This window comes from Kamptonema sp. PCC 6506 (assembly GCF_000180455.1).
Lineage (GTDB): Bacteria > Cyanobacteriota > Cyanobacteriia > Cyanobacteriales > Microcoleaceae > Kamptonema > Kamptonema formosum.
Genome location: NZ_CACA01000144.1, coordinates 1 through 20,192, shown reverse-complemented (window position 1 = coordinate 20,192; position 20,192 = coordinate 1). Strand labels below are relative to the sequence as shown.

General features: G+C 44.1%; 12 protein-coding genes. 6 read left to right on the top strand and 6 right to left on the bottom strand.

What is annotated here, in order from left to right; genetic code table 11:
• Nucleotides 1–767: 767 nt before the first annotated feature.
• On the bottom strand, nucleotides 768–3,452 hold the full coding sequence (locus OSCI_RS08565; RefSeq protein ID WP_007354523.1) for a CHAT domain-containing protein: 2,685 nt from the start codon (nucleotides 3,450–3,452) through the stop codon (nucleotides 768–770).
• A 333-nt stretch (nucleotides 3,453–3,785) separates the two neighbouring features.
• On the opposite strand from OSCI_RS08565, the gene OSCI_RS08560 reads away from it, so the two are divergent.
• The 3 genes from OSCI_RS08560 to tsaB all read left to right on the top strand — a co-directional run bounded on the left by OSCI_RS08560 (nucleotide 3,786) and on the right by tsaB (nucleotide 6,987).
• Complete coding sequence (locus OSCI_RS08560) at nucleotides 3,786–4,094, top strand: hypothetical protein (RefSeq protein ID WP_007354522.1); 309 nt, start codon at nucleotides 3,786–3,788, stop codon at nucleotides 4,092–4,094.
• 265 nt (nucleotides 4,095–4,359) lie between these two features.
• Nucleotides 4,360–6,156, top strand: a complete 1,797-nt coding sequence (locus tag OSCI_RS08555; RefSeq protein ID WP_007354521.1) for a serine/threonine-protein kinase — start codon at nucleotides 4,360–4,362, stop codon at nucleotides 6,154–6,156.
• Nucleotides 6,157–6,243: 87 nt separating this feature from the next.
• Complete coding sequence (gene tsaB, locus OSCI_RS08550; RefSeq protein ID WP_007354520.1) at nucleotides 6,244–6,987, top strand: tRNA (adenosine(37)-N6)-threonylcarbamoyltransferase complex dimerization subunit type 1 TsaB; 744 nt, start codon at nucleotides 6,244–6,246, stop codon at nucleotides 6,985–6,987.
• A 143-nt stretch (nucleotides 6,988–7,130) separates the two neighbouring features.
• Here the strand turns inward: tsaB and OSCI_RS08545 are convergent, their stop codons facing one another.
• From OSCI_RS08545 to OSCI_RS08535, 3 genes are all read right to left on the bottom strand, one after another.
• Nucleotides 7,131–8,198: an ABC transporter permease gene (locus OSCI_RS08545; protein ID WP_007354518.1), complete on the bottom strand. Its 1,068-nt coding sequence runs from the start codon at nucleotides 8,196–8,198 to the stop codon at nucleotides 7,131–7,133.
• Nucleotides 8,199–8,336: 138 nt separating this feature from the next.
• Complete coding sequence (locus tag OSCI_RS08540; RefSeq protein WP_007354517.1) at nucleotides 8,337–9,443, bottom strand: AI-2E family transporter; 1,107 nt, start codon at nucleotides 9,441–9,443, stop codon at nucleotides 8,337–8,339.
• 75 nt (nucleotides 9,444–9,518) lie between these two features.
• Entirely contained in the window at nucleotides 9,519–10,373 is an 855-nt protein-coding gene (locus tag OSCI_RS08535) for an Npun_R2479 family HD domain-containing metalloprotein (protein WP_007354516.1), read from the bottom strand.
• Between the two features lie 397 nt (nucleotides 10,374–10,770).
• On the opposite strand from OSCI_RS08535, the gene OSCI_RS08530 reads away from it, so the two are divergent.
• Nucleotides 10,771–12,573: an efflux RND transporter periplasmic adaptor subunit gene (locus OSCI_RS08530; RefSeq protein WP_007354515.1), complete on the top strand. Its 1,803-nt coding sequence runs from the start codon at nucleotides 10,771–10,773 to the stop codon at nucleotides 12,571–12,573.
• Between the two features lie 822 nt (nucleotides 12,574–13,395).
• Nucleotides 13,396–15,732 (top strand): CBS domain-containing protein, encoded by a 2,337-nt coding sequence (locus OSCI_RS08525; RefSeq protein WP_007354514.1) that lies wholly within the window; start codon nucleotides 13,396–13,398, stop codon nucleotides 15,730–15,732.
• A 266-nt stretch (nucleotides 15,733–15,998) separates the two neighbouring features.
• Here the strand turns inward: OSCI_RS08525 and OSCI_RS08520 are convergent, their stop codons facing one another.
• Entirely contained in the window at nucleotides 15,999–16,613 is a 615-nt protein-coding gene (locus OSCI_RS08520; RefSeq protein ID WP_007354513.1) for a TetR/AcrR family transcriptional regulator, read from the bottom strand.
• Nucleotides 16,614–16,716: 103 nt separating this feature from the next.
• Here OSCI_RS08520 and OSCI_RS08515 point away from each other — a divergent pair, with 103 nt between their 5' ends.
• Nucleotides 16,717–17,463: a 3-oxoacyl-ACP reductase family protein gene (locus OSCI_RS08515; protein ID WP_007354512.1), complete on the top strand. Its 747-nt coding sequence runs from the start codon at nucleotides 16,717–16,719 to the stop codon at nucleotides 17,461–17,463.
• 216 nt (nucleotides 17,464–17,679) lie between these two features.
• On the opposite strand, the gene OSCI_RS08510 is transcribed toward OSCI_RS08515, so the two are convergent.
• A partial coding sequence (locus OSCI_RS08510; RefSeq protein WP_039961918.1) for a CBS domain-containing protein occupies nucleotides 17,680–20,192 on the bottom strand: 2,513 nt, incomplete at its 5' end.

Sequence of the window (20,192 nt, the reverse complement as noted above, 5' to 3'; positions counted from 1 at the left end):
CCGGATTATATATTAACTTCTGCTGTTGAGTATAATGTATTACCCTTATTATGTCACTCTCGGTAGATAGTTTTCTGGAACTACTGGTTGGTCAGGCTTTTGCCTTGCCAATCCTAAATTCTTGAGAATGGCTAAAATCCAGAAATTGCCAGGTAAAAACATTTTTTTCTGACCAAAATTACAGGTTCGGGATATAGCAAATTCCCCATTATATGAAGTACACCCATTTGTCGATCCCCGTAGAGACACGGCATTGCCATATCCTTAGATCTAATTTCTATGTACTTCAGGTGCTTGTCTTGTAATCTGGTGTATGTACAGCAGTAACACAACTAAAAAGTTGAGGAAAAAAATCTGTACATATTCTTATCTTGTAGCTGTACCCCGACCCTAATTTGTTGAACCTTATTTTTTATAGATTCAGCGTCTTTTGATTTCTAAACCCAGTCTATCAAATCCTATCACTTTGCTGTACAAATTGTTTATATTTCACTTCTCTTCATCATAATTTCAAATTTCTTACATATTTCAATATATTACGGGTTAAGAAGTATGGTAATAGCGGGTTGAGAAACTTTATCGATACCGATCGAATATAACAACCACTTTCGTTGCTTAAGACGTTCTAAGTTCCACCAAATTCGCTGATTCTATTCCCCTTTTCCCTTTTTCTCGTTCTTCCTCTTCTCCCCTTCTTCCTCTTCTTCCCTTCTTACCCTAGCCCCTAGCCCCTAGCCCCTAGCCCCTAACCGCTGAAAGCGGTTGCCTTAAAGCCAATTGCCCACCAAGATAAACGATGCCCAAAAATAAGGGTGATTATAAAGAGAATATTGCAATAAACTCAACTGCGCCGCTCGCAAAGCTTCAGCTTTATTCAATTTACTGTTACTGAGCTGATGGTAAAATGCCACCATTAACTTAGTGGTTGATTCGTCGCTGACTGACCACAGACTAGCGATCGTACTGGAAGCGCCCGATCGCACGGCAAGTCCCGCTAACCCCAAAGCAGCCTTGGGATCGCCCGCTGCTGTTTGGCAAGCGCTGAGAACGAGAAGTTCTAAGGGATTAGAGTTATTTCTGGTCTTCAATAACTCACTCAAATCTCGAACGTTGATGCGATCGTCCCAACTCAGGAGAAATGTGAGATCGGGGTTAGAACTAAACTGACCGTGAGTGGCAAGATGGATAATAGAATAATCTTGGTCTTTGACGTTTTTTTCTAAGGCTGATTGGACAAAATTTCGATCGATAAATACATCCGATTTAACTTCCGCAGCAATTCCCTGGAGTTCAATTGCTACTCCTGGTAAGGCGGGAAAACCTTGACGCGCTTGAGTCAGTCCAGCCGCTAATACTTTGATTTTGTTGTGTTGCAAAGCTTCTGGCAACAACTGCAATCCCAAACTGAGGGCGACACTGTATTTTTCTACTAAGTATTGCTGGCCATCGTAGAGGGCTGACATCGGTAAGTTTCGCAAAGAACCGTCGAGCACAAAGGCTAGAGTTTTGATGTTGTTGGCTGCCAAGTCTGGTTCTGCGGGTTCGATCAGCCACTTGTAGGCTTCTTGGAAATAACGCAGGCGATCGCTACTGGAATATCCTAAGTAAAGGGAAGAATATAACAATTTGACGCGGCGCTCGATTTCTGTATCTGCTAGAAAAGTGCGGTAGTGTCGCAGGGGTTGACCGGGCAAAGATAGAATTACTTCCAAACGATCTGGTAAGATAATGGGGTAGATAACAGCAGATTTAGGATCGATTTCATCAATTTGTTTGGGTTTAACATCTAAACAAGCTTCTTTAAAGAAGTTTTCAATTTCTGCAAGTTGTAAAGACTCGATGACTTGGCGGGCTAATTTGATATTTACTTGTTGTGCGGCATCTCCAATGTGGACTTGTCCTTCTGGGGCTCCTTCTCTGAGTAACAAGCTGACGAGTTCGCGATATACGGGTTCGACGCTTTTGGTGAAGCTGAACTGCACGTCGGAATTAACGGCGATTAAGTCCTTGCGAAGGGATTGCAGGGTGTGGTAGGCTTCGGTGTAAGCAGCGATCGCGCCTTTGAAATCTCCCTGTTGTTGATAAATGCGGCCGAGTTGCCAAGAGGAACGAGCAACAAGAGTGGGAAGATCGATACTTTGGGCGGTGGCGATCGAGCGCTTAGTCAAAGTTTCTGCATCCTGCCATTGTTTAGCTTGGGCGTAAAGTTCTCCTAATTGCGCGATCGCATAGGATTCTGCTTTAGAGTCTCGCAGTTCTTTGGCTTGTTGAACTGCTGCGACTAAGATTTGGGCAATGTCTCGCTGGGATGCAGCGCCTATTTTGAGTGCGCTTTGGGCAAAATTGATGCGACTGTAAATATTAGGGCGACTGGGTGACAAGTTGGCGAGTGTGGGTAGAATTTCAGATGCGAGGGCGATCGCGTCTTTTTGCTGTTGAGTTTCTGCATACAAGCTGAGTTGATTGAGTCGCGCTTGCATTTGGGTAAGAGGATCGGGCGCTTTTGTCGCTGCTTCCTGATAGTAATCTAAGGCAATTTGATTTTGCTGCAAGTCTCTAGCAACGTTACCGATCGCGACTAAAGTTTTACTCACAAGCGCGGGAGAATTTTGTTGTTTAGCTATCTCCCAACTTGCTTCTAGGACTTCTTTCGACTGGCGTAAATCTCCTAACAATTGCAAAGTACGCCCTAAACTTTGCAAACTTTCAGCTTTTAGCAGCGAGTCGGGTTGAGTTTGGAGTTGTTGATTAATTCTCTCTAATAATGTTTTGGTGCGACGGTATAAACCAAGGGTTTGCAAAGCTTGGGCTTGGTTGAGTTGGCTGCCCAGTTTTCCCGTTGGGTTATTGGCAGTTTCGTAGGTAGCTTCCGCTGTTTCCCAAGCTTCTAAGGCCGATTGAGTTTGCCCTGTTGCTAATAGTAAGCTACCTTGGGTATTCCAGGCTTGGGCGAGAATGGCAGTGCCTTTAAGATCGAGTTTATTCTGGCTTTGCAGTAGTTGGAAGCTGGAAGCGATCGCACTTTTTGCTGTTTCTAACTGACCTAATTCTTGATAGGCTGTGGCTAGGTAATTGAGAGTCATCGCTTGATTTAGGGTTGCACCCTCTGTAGCGTAAATCTTTTGAACTTGTTCCCAGAGAGTGATAGCTTCGGCAAAGCGACCTGCGCCGTAGAGTTGTCGCCCTCGATCGAGAAGTTGTGCCGGAGTTGAAATCGGTTCGACTGTTGGGGACTGTTGAGCGATCGGGGGTAGGGTAGCTAGGGTGGGAAGGGCAACTGTGAGGCAGAGTGTCAACAGAGCTAAGCTGATAGTGAAGCTAATTTTGCTTGAGAGCCAGGGAAATTTAGCAATTATTTTAAGCATCATTTGAGTATTAGTTAGGATTGTGGCTATTTTGTGAAGGATTCGGCGCGATCGCTTCAGTCCCAGCGTGTACCGGGGCTGTTTCATTCTACCCAAAAAATTGTTTGACCTCCCCCAACCTCTCTCTTGCAAGGAAAGAAGAAAAGAATTCTTACTATTAAATATTAAGAGATGTAATATTATTAATTATACCCTTTCCCGGCAATGATATTATATTTTATGCGATCTCAAGATGTGTAGAATCATCTGATTTCAAGTATTAACATGACCAAAACTCGATTTATTCACGACAGGTTTGCCTTGATAATTACCTAGAAGAATTACTATCCTAGTCCCTCTTTTCCCCTTCTTCCTCTTCTTCCCCTAGCCCCTAGCCCTGAGCATCGTAGCCCCTAGCCGCTGAAAGCGGTTTTAAATCAAGTGGCATCTGCGATCGCAGAGATTCCAGATAGACGAGTGCAAAGTAATTTAATGGCATCGGCAGGGATTTTGGCCGGTTTAGTATTGGAGAGAGATGTAATTTCAAGAATTCTACGGAGGGATATTATGCGCGAGTCAGTGATTTATCAGGAGATTTTGCAGGAAGGAATAGACGAAGGTAGGCAGGAAGGCAGGCAGTCTGCTATGGAAGAAATTGCTCGGAATTTGTTACAGGAAAATATACCACTAGAGCAAATTGCTAGGTTTACAGGTTTATCGCTGGAGGTGGTGCAAAGCTTACAAAGTTAGTTAAATTGGATCTACAGAGCGCGTGTCTGGAATCAGTCCGATGGCGAAACGCCGCGCCGAAGGCTGAGCGCTCTTCATTAAGCCTTTGCCTCAAGGCTAATCGCGCTCAGCCTTAAGCCTAGAACAATCTAGGAATAGCGTGCGATCGCAAAATCCAACTGAGCAGTTTGGCAGTAAACTCTCAACAACCTCAGCGGATCGTCGCGTAAATTAGCAGGCGAAACCATCTTTTTAAAATAATCTAAAATCTAAAATCTAAAATACAATGAGCTATTGCTTCAATCCAGCTTGTCAGAATCCGCAAAATCCTGCTGATGCAGAAATTTGCTCTAGCTGCGGCTCTCAATTGTTGCTGACCCACAACCTTTCATTAAGTGAAATCAAAAGCGAAACAGCTCCGAAAGAGCTGGAAACACCCTTAGAGTGTCGCTACCGAGCCATAAAGCCCATCGGACAAGGTGGCTTTGGCAGAACCTTCTTAGCAGTAGATGAAAACAAACCATTCACTTACTCGCAATGCGTAATTAAACAATTTTTTCCTCAAAATCCTACTGAGAAAGCAGCAGAGTGGTTTCATCGAGAAGCAATGCAGCTAGAAACATTAGGAAAACATCCCCAGATTCCTAACCTGATTGCACATTTTGAGCAAGACAGGCAGCAATATTTAGTGCAAGAATTTATCCCTGGCAAAAACTTAGCTCAAGAACTAGCACAAAAAGGCCCATTCAACGAACTTCAAATTCGCCAACTTCTCCAAGATTTACTTCCAGTTCTGCATTTTGTTCATAAATCTAAAGTCATTCACCGCGACATCAAACCCGAAAATATTATTCGCCGTACCAACATTTATCAAGGTGGAGCAACCGGATTCATCCCTCTTTTACCCGCCGATTTAATCAGCTCTCAATCTCTAGTTTCTTCAGGAATTGCTAGAAACGGCCAACTCGTTTTAGTAGATTTTGGGGCAGCGAAAAAAGTTAAGGGAAATGGTCTGCCCCAAACTGGTACGATCGTAGGAAGTGCCGCCTATACCGCCCCAGAACAACTCATGGGGAAAGCAGTTTTTGCTAGCGATATCTACAGCTTGGGGATTACCTGCATTCATTTATTGACCCAAGTTCCCCCATTTGATTTATTCGACAGCAGAGAAGGTACTTGGGCGTGGCGAGATTATTTGAAAACACCTGTTAGCGATAATCTGGGTCATATTCTTGACAAAATGCTGCAAGGTGCTACTAATCATCGTTATCATGCAGCCGCAGCCGTAATTAGGCATTTGAATCCCAAACCCGTTTATGTAGAAACATTGCCTGTAACCTCTGAACCTGCAATTGTTTCCCCAGAAATGCCCGCAGAACCCCCACCATTACCACCTGATTTACCGCCACCACCAAATCAAAAACTACAGGTAAAAATTCAGCAAGCTTTGCAAGATACACTGACTCCCTACAATGTTAAAATTCAAGTTAACAAAACCAAGCGGAAATTAACTGTTGTCATCAATAGAAATGAAGATTGTAAAATTCATTATCCCCATTTATCTCAAATAATTGCCACTACTCTCACTGATTTACAATTAAATCAAATATCCGTAGTTAAACTTTTAGGAAGAGTTAACAATTCTCCTAGGCCAGAGTGGAAGCAGGTGTTGCAGATCGACACTAAAATCCAGTTCCGAAATAAAATTATTCGGCTGCAAAACAATAAACTAGCCGGGCGATTCTCCCAACTTAAAACTAGAGAATTTTGGCTCTTTAAGTTGAAAAGTAAAGATTTCTGGATAGACTTATTAATGTTTGCCTTAATGCTGTTTATCTTGGGAACCCAAATAATTATTTTAAAGCCTTGGGTAGGAATAATTATTTCATCGGTTTTTCTCTATGTCAAAAATCAAGTTGCTAAAAATGAACAATTTAAGACCAATAGTTTATTGGCGACATTAGCAGGGATATTTTTGATGATGGGAATAGGCGGAAATTATACTATTTTTGTGTCTGGCCCATTTGGTATTCTTTTAGGTTGCCTATTTATGGCTTTACCGCTTTTTTACACAACAAAGTAGTTCTAGAGTAAGACCCAGCTTACGCACTTCTGACGTAACACCGCCTTCTGGGTGGTATCTTTGACTGCAAGCGAGTGCGGCGCTATAATGGTTCTTAACTTAATCAAAAATATTGTGTCTCTAACATCAACGAAATACGGTTTAGCAATTCATACCGCCAGCCCAGAATTAGGTCTAGCAATTAGCAATTTTGCTGGTGATTCCCGCTATCAAGTGTGGGATTTAGGCCGCGATTTAGCTACCCATTTGCATCAAAATTTACTAGATTTTATTCAGCCGCAAATTTGGGCAGATTTGGCATTTATTGCAGTTGCTAAAGGGCCAGGAAGTTTTACGGGAACTCGGATTGGTGTAGTTACGGCTAGGACTTTAGCGCAACAGTTAGATATTCCTTTATTTGCGATTTCAACTTTGGCGGCTCTAGCTTGGGAGAAAAGAGAGAAGGAAGAAAGAGAGGGAAAAGGAGAAGTAGAAAATATTTTATTATCCTCTAAAATCCCACCATTAGAAAATTCAATCGCCCTCCAAATGCCTGCACAGCGCGGTCAATTATTTGGGGCAATATATGCAGTTAAAAGTGCAAAAAATGACGGCAATGATTCCAACTTAATTGAGTTATTACCAGATAAAGTAATGATGCTTGAATCCTGGCAAGAAACTTTAGAATCTTGGCCCACACCATATCATTTAATTAAGGTTCAAAATGATTTAGGCGCGTCAGTTTTCAGCTTATTAGAACTAGCTTATTTAAATTATCAACACGGAAAACGCCCTAACTGGTCAGAAGCATTACCCTATTATGGGCAACATCCCGTTGAAGAAAAGTTATAAGTTAAAAGGAATAATTAAGATGGCTTACAGTGAATTTACTTTAGAAAGGGTGAAAAGAGAGTTTAATCTCAGGACTTTCTTATACCACTACTCAAAATTAGTGTTACAATCCTGATGTTTGGTTTCACTTCCTTCCACCAAACCTACCTCTGCAAGCTCCTTGGATCGAGTGCATCTCGCAATCCATCTCCTAACAAATTAAACGCCAAAACTGTTACAATAATCAACAAGGCAGGCGGCCAAACTAACCAAGGCTGCAACACCAAAATTGAAGCATTCGTAGACAAAGAAAGTAAATTTCCCCAAGAAGCATCAGGTTGCTGAATTCCTAATCCAATTAAACTCAAAACTGACTCAGCCACGATAAAACCAGGAATCGCCAAAGTAGCAGAAATAATCACATAAGTTGCTGTCTGCGGCAATACATGGCGTACAATAATATAAACTGGATTTGCCCCCATCGCCCTTGCCGCCTGTACAAATTCTCGTTGTTTAATTGAGAGCACTTGTCCCCGAATCACCCGCGCTAAACTCGCCCAACTGATAAAGGAAGTGATTAATACAATTAACAGAAAACGCTGAGTGCTAGTCAATCCAGGTGGTAAAACAGAAGCTAGCGCTACTAACAAGTAAATGCCTGGAATCGTCATCAAAACTTCAACAAATCGCATTAAAACACTGTCAATCCAACCACCAAAATATCCAGAAATCCCCCCCACCAACATACCCAGAGGGAAAGAAATCGCAATTCCCACTAATCCAATGCTCAGACTAATTCTACTTCCATAAACCAAACGACTAAACTGATCTCGCGCCTGTTCATCCGTACCTACAAGGTGGAATCTTGCCTCGCCATTAGTTCCAAACAAATGTCTATTAAATGGTATAATCCCTAATATTTTATAGCTATCACCTTTGACAAATAGACTTAAAGGTGAAGGTTTTTCCCATTCTACAATCACATTCCGCTCGCCCGTATTCACATCCACTGGCCCTTGAGTTACGGGGTAAACGTGAGGCCCAATAAATCTGCCGTCTCTCGTAGTTAAATAAATCTGCGTTGGCGGCAATAGGGAACCATTCAATTGAGAGTTATAGGGGTCATAAGGCGCAATAAAATCTGCTGCGATCGCCACTCCATACAAAATCAATAGTAACACAGCTCCCAATCGGGCTAAAGGATTATTTTTAAGATTTTGCCACCATTTCATAATTTTAGTTAGTTGTTAGTTGTTAGTTGTTAGTTGTTGTATTCTTTAGTCCGCGTAGGCGGACTTTGTTTGTGTAGTAGCGGTTTCAACCGCCAAATCATATATTAATCCTCTTAATTACCAATTACCCATTACCCATTACCCATTTTCCACCTTTTCTATTTCCTTCAATGCTTGACCATTAAAAGGATTGTAAAAAAATGAACCAGTTTGCGGCGGTAACTTGGGATTAAGTAAAATTTCCACAATACTTTTCACAACTCCCGTTAGAGGAATCGCTAAGATTACCCCCAAAACCCCTCCCACTCTACCTCCCAACAGTAAAGCCGCGAAAATAACCACAGGGCTAAATCCTGTTAAACTACCCATAATCCGAGGGGCAATTAAATTATCCTTCACCTGTTGAAGAGCGATCGCAGCTACCAAAACCTCCAGTGCTAACCACCAATCAATAAACGCCACAATAATGCTCACTGCACCAATTCCTAGAGTTGCCCCAATAAAAGGAATGGCTTCTAACAACCCGATGAACACAGCAAATAGCAAGAAAAAAGGAACCTGTAAAACCCAGAAAACCAGAGTCAGCCCGATGGCCATAAATAGGCCTAACAATAACTGTCCCGATACAAATCGCTGAAGATTTCTCTCCAAAGTTTCTGTTAAGACATAGCGAATTTCTGGCGCAAAAATACTCGTCAAACCCCGCCAAACTCTTTCCCCATCTAACAACATATAAAACGAAATTACGAGGATTAAGATTAAGTCGAGAAACCAGTTAACTGTTCCTACAACTAAACCCAAACCGCTAGCAGCGATCGCTTGTACTTGTTCCTGCACTTTAGCAGACAATTGCTGCTCCAAGATTTGCACGTCAAACGGCAAATTACGCTCCGCACTCCAAATCTGAAACTCCGCTAATTGCTGTCGCCCAGACTCTAGTAAGTCTGGGAATCTGACCGCTAATTGTGCAGCTTGGTTTAAAACAGGAGGTGCGATCGTCAAAACGATCACCGCCATAACCAACCCAGCAGCAAAATAAACTAGGGCCGCCGCCGCGCCCCTCGGCAAAAATACTTGCAGTCTCGCTACCGCGTAATTCAATAAAAACGCAATCAGTCCCGCCGTTACTAAAATACTGATCAATTCCGCAACATAATGAATCGCACCGAGAGTAAACCAACCTGTCACTAAAACTAGCAACCAAGTAATTAGAAACTGTTGGACGGGAGAAAACACACTATTCATGTCGATTTGATATTTCCGATTTAAGATTTAAGATTCTGGGTCGATCTAAAATCTAAAATCATTTCATAGAGCACCCTAAACAGCCATAGCTTCCTCAGCGGACAAGTCATGCTCAACTACAAACACATTCGAGTAGAGATTAGCAATAACCTGTTTGCCTTGCTGAGTCAGAGATAAGTAATGCAAGGCATCTTTTACATAAGGGTGAACCCCATGCCAGTAAAACTTGGAATAGTTAACCCGTAAATCGCCGGGATTCTTATATCCCACTTTTTGGTTAAACCCAGTTTCCTCAAATTCATAGTAAAGGGAACTAATTTTTTTGAGGTAACGAGGATCGCTGAGTTGGCCAATTAGATCGGCAGCTCGAACTAAACCTGGAAAGTTAATTGTATCTTGATGATCCGACTCTTTTGGTACGGGAAATCGAGTCAGTTCGATGTTGCGCTTAATCACCTCAGCATCGATCAGCCGATGGCCACCAAACCGCTCGTCAATAAACAGTTTAGCGCGGTCTACGTGATAAGGAGTCAAGCTAGCATCAGTAGAGCCGGGAGGTAAAGGCACTAATTCTGTGCCGTTACCCGTAGCATACCAGCCATTTCGATCCTGGCGGCAAACGCCTTTGACGTAGCCGATGTCGTGACAAACTAGGGAGATGATGAAGTGTAGCCAATCTTCGCAGGAAGCCCCGCCTTCGCGGATGTGTTTGCCTCGTAAAATTTCTTGGCCTACCAATGTCACCAAAATTGTGTGTTCAACGTTGTGGTAGAGAGCATCGCTGTTGGCGATATTTTCTAGCGCCATACTGCCTGCCCAGGCGATGATGTCTTCGTAGTCTGGTTTGTAGCCGCCGTAAGTGCGGGTGTAGCCAAACCGTATTTTCTGCACGAAGGCATCGATCAGAAGTTCAGTTGCATTAAAAACCATACTTGACAGTTGCTCGTGCTGAGTCTAGGATCGATCGGGACGCGGACACCCCTTACTATAGCAACCGCCAAGGCGGTTACGATGCTCAGGACTAGGATGCTCCCAGGCTCAGGAAAGAAGGGAAGAGAATCAATGGTTTCATCAATTCAGAACGTCCTAACCTACGAAAGCGGTTGCTATATATTGGAAAACTTGATTTTATTCTTTTTACCATAACTTAACTCTTTATAGAGTCGATCGCCCTCTAAGTCTTCGTCTAAGTCTTAGGGATGAATTTTACTCATCCTTAACAAGGATGGGTTGAGGGCAGCTAAAATGTAAACTGACGATCTTAAATCTGCAATCTTTCTTTACAATACTAAAAACTAAAGGTAAAGACTGCCGGGAGAAATCAAAAGTGACCGATCGAGTTTTACCAGAAACAGAGTACACTCAGCCACCTTTCCCTCCAGAGGGTAGACGTGGCCGCAACTTTGAGGCGAAAAGTTGGGAAGAAGAGGCGGGGGAGGATCTAGCTGTTGAAGATACCTCTAAAAACGATTTTTCTAATCAGTCTGAAAACGAAACTGCCAGCGATCGCGATCCAGAATCCGACGAAGCAGAATTAGAAGACGATCGCAGAGTTGCTAGTGGTATAGAATGGCAAGGTCTGCTAGTGGGTTTAGGAATTGGGGCCGTGACGGCGATCGCAGGTATGCAATTCTTTTTTAACCAACAGTCTCCTGCAACACCGGAAGTTAAAGCTGAATCAGCCCAATTTGAAGCAGGAATGCCTCAGAATGTTGAAGTCGCACCGGTGGAAGTTGCCAGTGTCGATCGCAGTATAGAAGGTACGGGTACTGTTGCTGCTTATGACTTGTTACCAGTTTTGGCTCAGGTTAATGGTTTGCAGATTAAGCAAGTTTTGGTCAAAGAAGGAGATGCTGTTGAAAAAGGTCAGGTAATGGCTATACTTGACGATTCTGTATTGCGATCGCAACTAGCCGAAGCGATCGCCGATGTTCAATCTGCCGATGCCACAGTACAGCAAGCACAAGCACAAGTGCAGCAAGCTCAATCCCTGCAAAACGAAACTGTAGCAGCCTTTGAGCAAGCCAAAGCCAACTTAGTACAAGCCAAAGCTAGGGCACTTCAAGCTCAAGCAGGTGTCGATCAAGCTAAAGCAGGCGTTAGCGTTGCCCAAGCAAGCGCCGCCCAAGCCCGCGCTCAATTAGAGCAAGCGCAAAGAGAAGTTGAACGCTCTCAAAATTTAGCTTCCGAGGGAGTAATTAGCGTTCAAGACTTAGAAAAGCGCAGGACAGAAGCAAAGACTGCTCAGGAAGACTTGAAAAAATCAGCTCAAGAAATCAACCAAGCGATCGAAGAAGTAAAAGTCGCTGAAGCTCAGATTATTAATGCTCAAGCAGATATTAGAAATGCCGAAGCTGGTGTTAGCAGTGCCAGAGCAAAATTTGAGACAGCAGGAACTAATATTGGTAGCGCTCAAGCGAATGTAGGCAACAATCAAGCCAGCGTCCGCAGTAGTGAAGCGCGAGTGCAGCAGTTGCAAACACAATTAGAACAAACTCTCGTGCGAGCCCCTGAAAGCGGAATTATTGCCGAAAGAATTGTTCGCGTTGGAGATGTTACTAGCGCCTCGCAGAAACTATATTCTATTATCAGGGATGGCAGACTGGAATTGCAACTTAAAGTCCCAGAAACTCAACTGCCGCAAATAAAAATTGGCACAGAAGTAAAACTAATTTCCGACTCTGATTCCCGCATCTCTTTGCGTGGGAATGTGCGGGAAATAGCGCCCAATATTGAAACCGGCAATCGTCAAGCTACTGTTAAAATTAATTTACCGAGAGTAACTGATATTAGAGAATCTCTCTTACGACCCGGAATGTTTTTACGCGCCTCCCTAGCAACAGAAAGCGCTCAAGGCTTGACAGTCCCAGCCAAAGCAGTTGTACCGCAAACCAATGGTACGGGAATAGTTTATCGGCTGGTAGGCGAAAATAAAGTACAAGCTCAATCTGTTGTCCTGGGCGAGGTTGTCGGTGCTATGGGAGGCAATTTAAGTAAGGCTAAGGTGGAAATTAAGAGCGGTTTAAAGGCCGGCGATCGGGTAGTGATTGCGGGTGTTGAAAACCTTAAAGATGGCGATCGCGTTAATGTAATTTCTGAAAATGGCATGGTTCCTAATACTAAATTATAGCCAAGAAAAAGGAATAGGAAAGAACAAAATCCGGCGGTTGAAATCGCATCTACACACACAAAGTCCGCAAGCACAACGGCTTGGAGAGGGTATTAAAGATATACAAAAGCGCATAGGCATAACCAGCGTCCAACAGTGCGACAGAGACCGCGCTGAATGTCTGATATCATGTCCGGTCGATTACCATTAATAAAAAAAACCTGTAAGTATTGGTACGAAGGGATCGTCATCATGGGCGATCGCGCTTGACTTGATATGAGCGGGCGGTGAGACTTCGCACGTTCGGCGAGTAGTTCGACCCTTCGGCAAGACTTCAGTGTGAGCGCTCAGTAAACTTGTCCCGATCGCTGCGATCTTTTTGAAACTTTAAGACACTCAACGCTTTACGATGAAGGATTCAGAGGTATAGCAACCGCTAGGGCGATTAGGGCAAGTACAACTTTTACCTTTAGTCCATAATCCCTTACGGAATAACCTCTTGTCTCTTCCCTCTTCCCTAGCCCCTAGCCCCTAGCCCCTAGCCCCTAGCCCCTAGCCCCTAGCCCCTAGCCCCTAGCTATATTCTCACCCCTGAATCCCTTTCGAGATCTCAATTTTCCTTCCCTTTGTCAAAAATTCATATTTTCTTAAGTTTTAAGTGTACAATTTATTGGTAAGGGAACGCCGCATCAACGCTGAATCATAATTTATCTATCAATTATCCCAGTGTAACAATTGATTAAGATAAATTAATAATCAATTAAGTTGGATAAAGAATAGCTGTAAATCTTACAAAACATTTACCACCATTGGTAAACAATCCCGATAATAAGCGAACTAACCATGCACCTTAACGGCCTGCCTATTTATTCGTCAGCTTTGGAGCAAGCCATCGATCGCCATCCTTTAACAGTTGCTCCCGATACCTACCTGATCGATGTCCTAGCTCTCATGAGCCAAGTACGTAGCAGTTGCGAACTGCCCAGTTGGTACCAATTTTGTCAATTGGATACCATTCATGACCCCAGCGCGATCGGCGAAGCACGAGCTAGCTGCGTCCTGGTGATGGAAGGGTTACAGCTCTTAGGTGTTTTCACCGAGCGAGATATAGTCAGGCTCACCGCCAACGGCATCAGCTTGAACTCAGTCAGAATTGCCGAAGTAATGACACGCTCCGTAATTACCCTCAAGCAATCCGACTCCCAAGATATTTTTACAGCCCTATCTATATTGCGCCAACACCGGATTCGCCATCTACCCATTGTTGACGATCGCGGACTACTAATGGGCATAGTCACCCCCGAAAGTATTAGACAAGCGCTACAACCCGTCAACTTGCTAACTAGCTTGCGCTACGTCACAGACGTAATGACATCCGAAGTTATCTACGCGCTAAAAACTGCCTCCGTACTCAACCTCGCGCAACTAATGGCACGCCATCGAGTCAGTTGTATTGTGATTGTCGAAGAGAAAAATCGGTATCAAAACTATAGAAAACCACGAAAAGAAAAACCTTTTGAACTGACGCAATTTCTAGCTCCCAGAGCAACACAGAGGGAAAATTCAAGACCAATATTTGCGTCTTTTTCTCCTAATAATTGCACTTCATCCGAATTTGGTACTAATTGGGAAAAGGGGGAACTGTGGACAGAAGAAGAATTCCCAATTCCCCCCTATCAAAGTCCAATTCCTCAAGTTGAATACCCCATAATCAACACCAAATTATTAATGCCTGTAGGCATTGTCACTGAGCGAGATATTGTGCAGTTTCACGCCCTAGAACTGAATTTATCACAAATACAGGCTGCTGATGTCATGAGTAGCCCTTTGTTTTGTCTGGCTCCCTCAGACTCATTGTGGATAGCTCATCAGGAAATGCAGCGCCGTCGAGTACGTCGCTTAGTCGTAGCTGGAAGTGAAGGCGAACTTCTGGGAATAGTTTCCCAGACAAGTTTACTGCAAGTTCTCAATCCCTCTGAGATGTACGGAGTGATCGAACTTTTGCAGCAAGCCGTTGACGATCGCACTGCTGAATTAAAGAAAGCCAACGAGCAATTGCAGCAGGAAATTTTAGTACGTCAGAGAGCAGAAGAGGCTTTGCGCCAAGCTCATGATAACTTAAAAAAACAAGTTGAAGAAAGAACTGCGGAATTATCAACCACAAATGAATTGCTAAGGCGGGATATTATTAAGCGTCAGCGAGTAGAAGAAGCATTACGGCGAAAAGAAGCTCGTTTTAGAACTCAAGCCCATCAATTAGAGCAAACTATTCGTAAGTTGCAGCAAACCCAAACTCAACTGATTCAAACAGAAAAAATGTCCTCTCTCGGACAAATGATCGCTGGTATTGCCCATGAAATTAATAATCCTGTTAACTTCATCTATGGCAATCTTTCCCATATCAACTATTACATCAAAGAAATGCTAAGTGTGCTGCAACTTTATCAGCAACATTATCCAGATCCCGTCCCGGAGATTCAAGCAGCAGCCGAAGATGTCGATCTCAATTTTATGGTGAAAGACATTACCAAAATTTTGTCTTCAATGCAGTTAGGATCGGAGCGTATACGAGAAATTGTCCTATCGCTTCGGAATTTTTCCCGCTTAGATGAAGCGGATATGAAGTTAGTGGATATTCACGAGGGGATTGAGAGTACGCTGCTGATTTTGCAGCATCGGCTGAAACCTCAAAGCGGATTTTCTCCGATTGTAATTCTCAAAGACTATGGAAAACTGCCTCGCGTGGAGTGTTATGCTGGACAGTTAAATCAGGTATTTATGAATATCCTGAGTAATGCTATTGATGCTTTAGAAGAAGCACATGGACAATGGAGCATAGGCAAAGAGAAGAGCAAGGAAAGCGGACAATTGCCTATAGATGATTTTCTATTGCCACACCCTACAATTCGGATTACTACCTCTGTTTTAGATGCTGATTGGGTAGCTATTTCAATTGCTGACAATGGACCCGGTATTTCCCAGGAGATTCGCCACCAATTATTTGACCCTTTCTTTACTACAAAACCTATTGGTAAAGGAACTGGGTTGGGATTGTCTATTTCTCACCACTTGGTAGTTGAGAAACACGGGGGAATTTTGGAATGTATTTCAGCACCTGGAAAAGGAACAGAGTTTGTGATTCAGATTCCTCTCCACCCACAGTGTCGGCGACCAATTTAGAAGATAGTTTGGCGATTGAAATCGCTACTACATAGGGTTTATATTATATATAAGCAATCGCCAAGACCATTAGGGCATTCTAAATCGATCGCACTGTTCGGCTGAGCGATCGCGCCAAAGCCCTTACTTTGATTCTTTTTCCCTTCTTCCCCATCTTCCCATCTTCCCCATCTTCCCTTCTTACCCTAGCCCCTAGCCCCTTCTTACCCTAGCCCCTAGCCCCTAGCCCCTAGCCCCTTCTTACCCTAGCCCCTTTGCGATACAATCTACTGCGGCCACGATCGCAAAGCTGTCTCGACCACCTGCAATAATTCCTCTCGGTTGGCCCCAGTCGCCGCCAGAACTGACATTCCACAATTGACAGTTAGCACAAACCGAGCAAGAGCCGCAGGATCGGAGTCAACAGGCAAGTCGCCCTCCGAAATCGCCTGCTCGAAACGCTTACACAGAGAGGCTTCGATTGAGGCGCGGTATGCCGATAACTCCTGCGCCATCGGGTCTGCCGGATCTCCGCAGGAAAGGGTGCTATGAACCCAAAGACATCCGGGGGGATTCCGCGAATCCGTTCCCAGGTCAACGACTCCCTGCATAATCCGCTCCACAACACGACGCGCCGTTGGCTCTTTGAGCGCTTCGTAAACATAGGCTGATGGCCCATTGGTATAGCGATCGAGGGCTTTGCGGAATAGAGATTCTTTGTTGCCAAAGGCAGCGTAGAGGCTGGGGCGGTTGATACCCATAGCCTCCGTCAGATCCGAGAGGGACGTGCCTAAGTAGCCCTTTCGCCAAAATACGTGCATTGCCCGATTTAGTGCTTCATCAGTATCGAACTCGCGGGGCCTGCCGATCGCCGCAGTGGTTTTTTCCTGTTTCATACTCATCAATATAATATTTCCTTGACAGTTTCGCGCCCATGCCTTATATCTATACCATCCGGTACAAAACTGGAGCGCAAAGACCATACTTCAACGATAAAACAATACTATGAGCCCCAAAAATCTCACAGGAAAGGTGGCATTAGTTACAGGTGGTTCTCGTGGTCTGGGGGCAGCGATCGCCCAACGTCTCGCACAGGATGGCGCAGCCGTCGCCATTACCTATACCAGCTCACCGCAAAAAGCCGATGAAGTGGTGCTCGCGATCGAATCAGCAGGTACCAAAGCCTTGGCCATCCGCGCTGACAGTGCTGATATCGAAGCGGTAAAAAACGCTGTCACTGAGACAGTAAAAGCATTTGGTCGCCTCGATATCCTGGTAAACAACGCGGGCATCGCCGTTATGGCCCCAATCGACGAGTTCTCAATGGATGATTTCGATCGCCTGATAGCGGTTAACGTCAAGGGTGTCTTCGTAGCAACCCAGGAGGCCGTCCGTCACATGACCGAAGGCGGACGGATAATTATGATCGGCAGCGTAAATAGCGATCTTGTCCCCTTTGTCGGCGGCTCCGTCTACGCTTTAACCAAAGGTGCGATCGCCAGTTTTACGCGCGGTCTCGCCCGCGATCTCGGCCCTCGTGGCATCACGGTAAACAATATCCAACCCGGCCCCATAGACACTGACATGAACCCAGCAGAAGGGCCCTTTGCCGATAGCCTGAAAAGCACAATGGCCCTCCAGCGCTACGGCCGCACCGAAGAAGTTGCCGCTATGGTTTCCTATCTCGCCAGTCCCGAAGCCGCCTTCGTCACGGGTGCAAGTCTGAAGATTGATGGTGGTTTCGCAGCCTGAGCCAGTCAGATAGAAGGGTAATTGATAATTGCTAATTGGTAATTGGTAATTGCTAATTGGTAATTGCTAATTGGTAATTGGTAATTGCTAATTGCTAATTGCTAATTGGGGAAAGAGTTTCCTCATCTCCCCCATCTCCCCGCCCCCCTGCTCCCCCGCCCCCCTCTCTTTCCCTAGCCCCTAGCCCCTAGCCCCTAGCCCCTTCTTCTATATCTTTTACGATCGCGGATAATGGGCAGCTAAAAACGAAATAGCAGAAACGCGATCGCTCAGCGCCCCATCCAAAGTCGCTACTAACAAATCATCCAACATTTGCTTAAACTGTGGCCCTGGTTTATAGCCCAAAGCCTTTAAATCATTACCATTCAAAGGCGGAGTAATATTTGCCCACTTAGTGAGGTATTCCCAAATTTGCCGCCGTTCCCGGCGCGGACACTGCACTGCTATTAAAATTAACATTGGTAACTGATAATTCCTCAGCATTAACACCAATTTACTAGGCAGATTGCACATTGGTAAAGATGCCATCAACTTTATTTTTTCCTCTTCCAAATCTTGTAGTAACTTCACACTATCCACAGGTAATTGAAGATTTGCCGCTACCTTACCTCGATAATCTGGTGCTAAATAAGCAATTAAAACTTCTAATCGTATTAGCCAATCATTGATATTAATTCCTTGTAATTGATTAGCTATAGGCGATTTCACCTCTTTTTCACTACCATTTTTTTCAGCCTTATTCCTTATTTTTAAATAGCGATCTACCAAACGTAACTGCCACAACAAATGCCGATCTAAATCTAAAGTTGGATGAATGCAACGTAAAGCCCCCAAATCCCCCAACATTTGCAAAGCTGATTTCCAGTAGGGAGCTTGCAAAATGTGTTTCAACTCACTTTTCAGCCGCGTTTCCAATGCCGGAGCGCGGTCATTTTCCCCCTGAATTCGGTAATAAATCCCACTATCTACAGCATGACGAATATATCCTTCTGTCTGTCGCTCAATCTGAAATCCTAGCCGCACCGCAAACCGGACAGCACGATAAATTCTAGTGGGATCTTCGATAAAACTATTAGCGTGTAAAACTCGAATTTTCCGACCTTTTAAGTCTTCCAAACCTCCAAAAAAATCCAACAATTCACCAGCACGGGGATGGTTCAACCGCACAGCTAGAGCATTAATTGTAAAATCTCTGCGGTAAAGGTCTTGACGAATAGAACTTGCCTCAACTTCAGGGTTAGCTGCGGGATAAGGATAGAACTCAGTACGAGCAGTAGCAATATCTACCCAAAGCGAATCTAATTCAGAATCTTTGTGCCACAAAAGAGCAGCAGTTTGAAATTGACCGTGAACGTCCAAACGAGCAGCAGGGTAAAGTTCTTGTAGAGCTGAAGCTAATTCCACAGCCGGAGATTGTAGACTATGGTTTTTTACTGTAGGATTATTTATTGGGTAATTAACAACTGAATATTCTCGCTCTTCTTCTGTATTAACAATTGATTTTTCTTGAACTCGATCGACATTCTCCACTTCCAAATCGTGATATCCATCTACTACTAAGTCAATATCAGTCAGTGATAAACTATTTTCGGAAGCAGCAAGTAACAAATCTCTAACTGCTCCACCGACAAGATAAAGTTGCCAGCCGCGTTGTTCTGCTATCTTGGCAGTTTCCGATAAAAATTGATCTAGTTGAGGATTGAGACTGGTTGCCAGCAACTGTTTAATCGATTCAGGTAAAGAGCAAAATAGTAATTCTCTCTGCTTCTTTCCTACTCCCTCTCCTAATTTCCCCTTATCTTTTTGCTGGTGTAATTCTCGCAGCACATCTGTACGGGTGACAATTCCTACTAGCTGACCATTTTCTAAAACAGGTAAACGCCCAATATCATAAGTCACCATCAAAGACTCAATTTCTGGTAGTACAGTATCAGGTGCAATAGTTTTGAGTTGAGGTGTCATATAGCCTTTAACGGGGGCGTGACTGAAACCGTGATGTAGGGCAATATCAATATCGCGGCGAGTGATAATTCCAACTAAGCGATCGCGATCGTCCACAACTGAAAGACCAGAGTGACCATAGCGTAGTAAAATCCGGTGAGCCTCGCCGACAGAGATTTCAGGTCGAATTGTTCGCACTGGAGACGACATCAACTCACGAGCAGTAGGCGGGTAGGGAATTTGAGCTTTGAGTTGGTCAACTAATTGTGTTAAAATGATTAGGGGTTCAACGTCTCGGAGAGAGACAGAAGCAGCACGAGAGTGACCGCCACCTCCTAGAGATTTGAATAACTCATTAAGATTAGTTTCCTCAATCCGCGACCGACCAATAATAGTTAAGCGATTGAGAACAGTAGGATCTTCCGATTCTTTTTGAGAATAAACGTTAGCTAGTAACAGGGCATCATTTTCGGTCAAATCTAGCAAGCGAGATGCCAAACTAGACAATCCCGGAACAAAGGTTTCAGTAGTTAGCAACACCCAGCCTACTGTATATCCCCGCAGAGTTTCTGACTGTAAATTTTCTAGAGAAATTGTTAGCAAATCGTGCAATTGAGGAGATAAACCGGGATCGACATATTCAGCAATTACACGCAAACTCGCTCCCTGTTCCATTAACCAGGCTAAAGCATTAGCATCTCGTGCTGTAGCGTGGTCAAAAGTAAGAGAACCTGTATCAACATGAATACCTAATGCCATCACTGTTGCCTCAGCGGGAGTGAGGAATA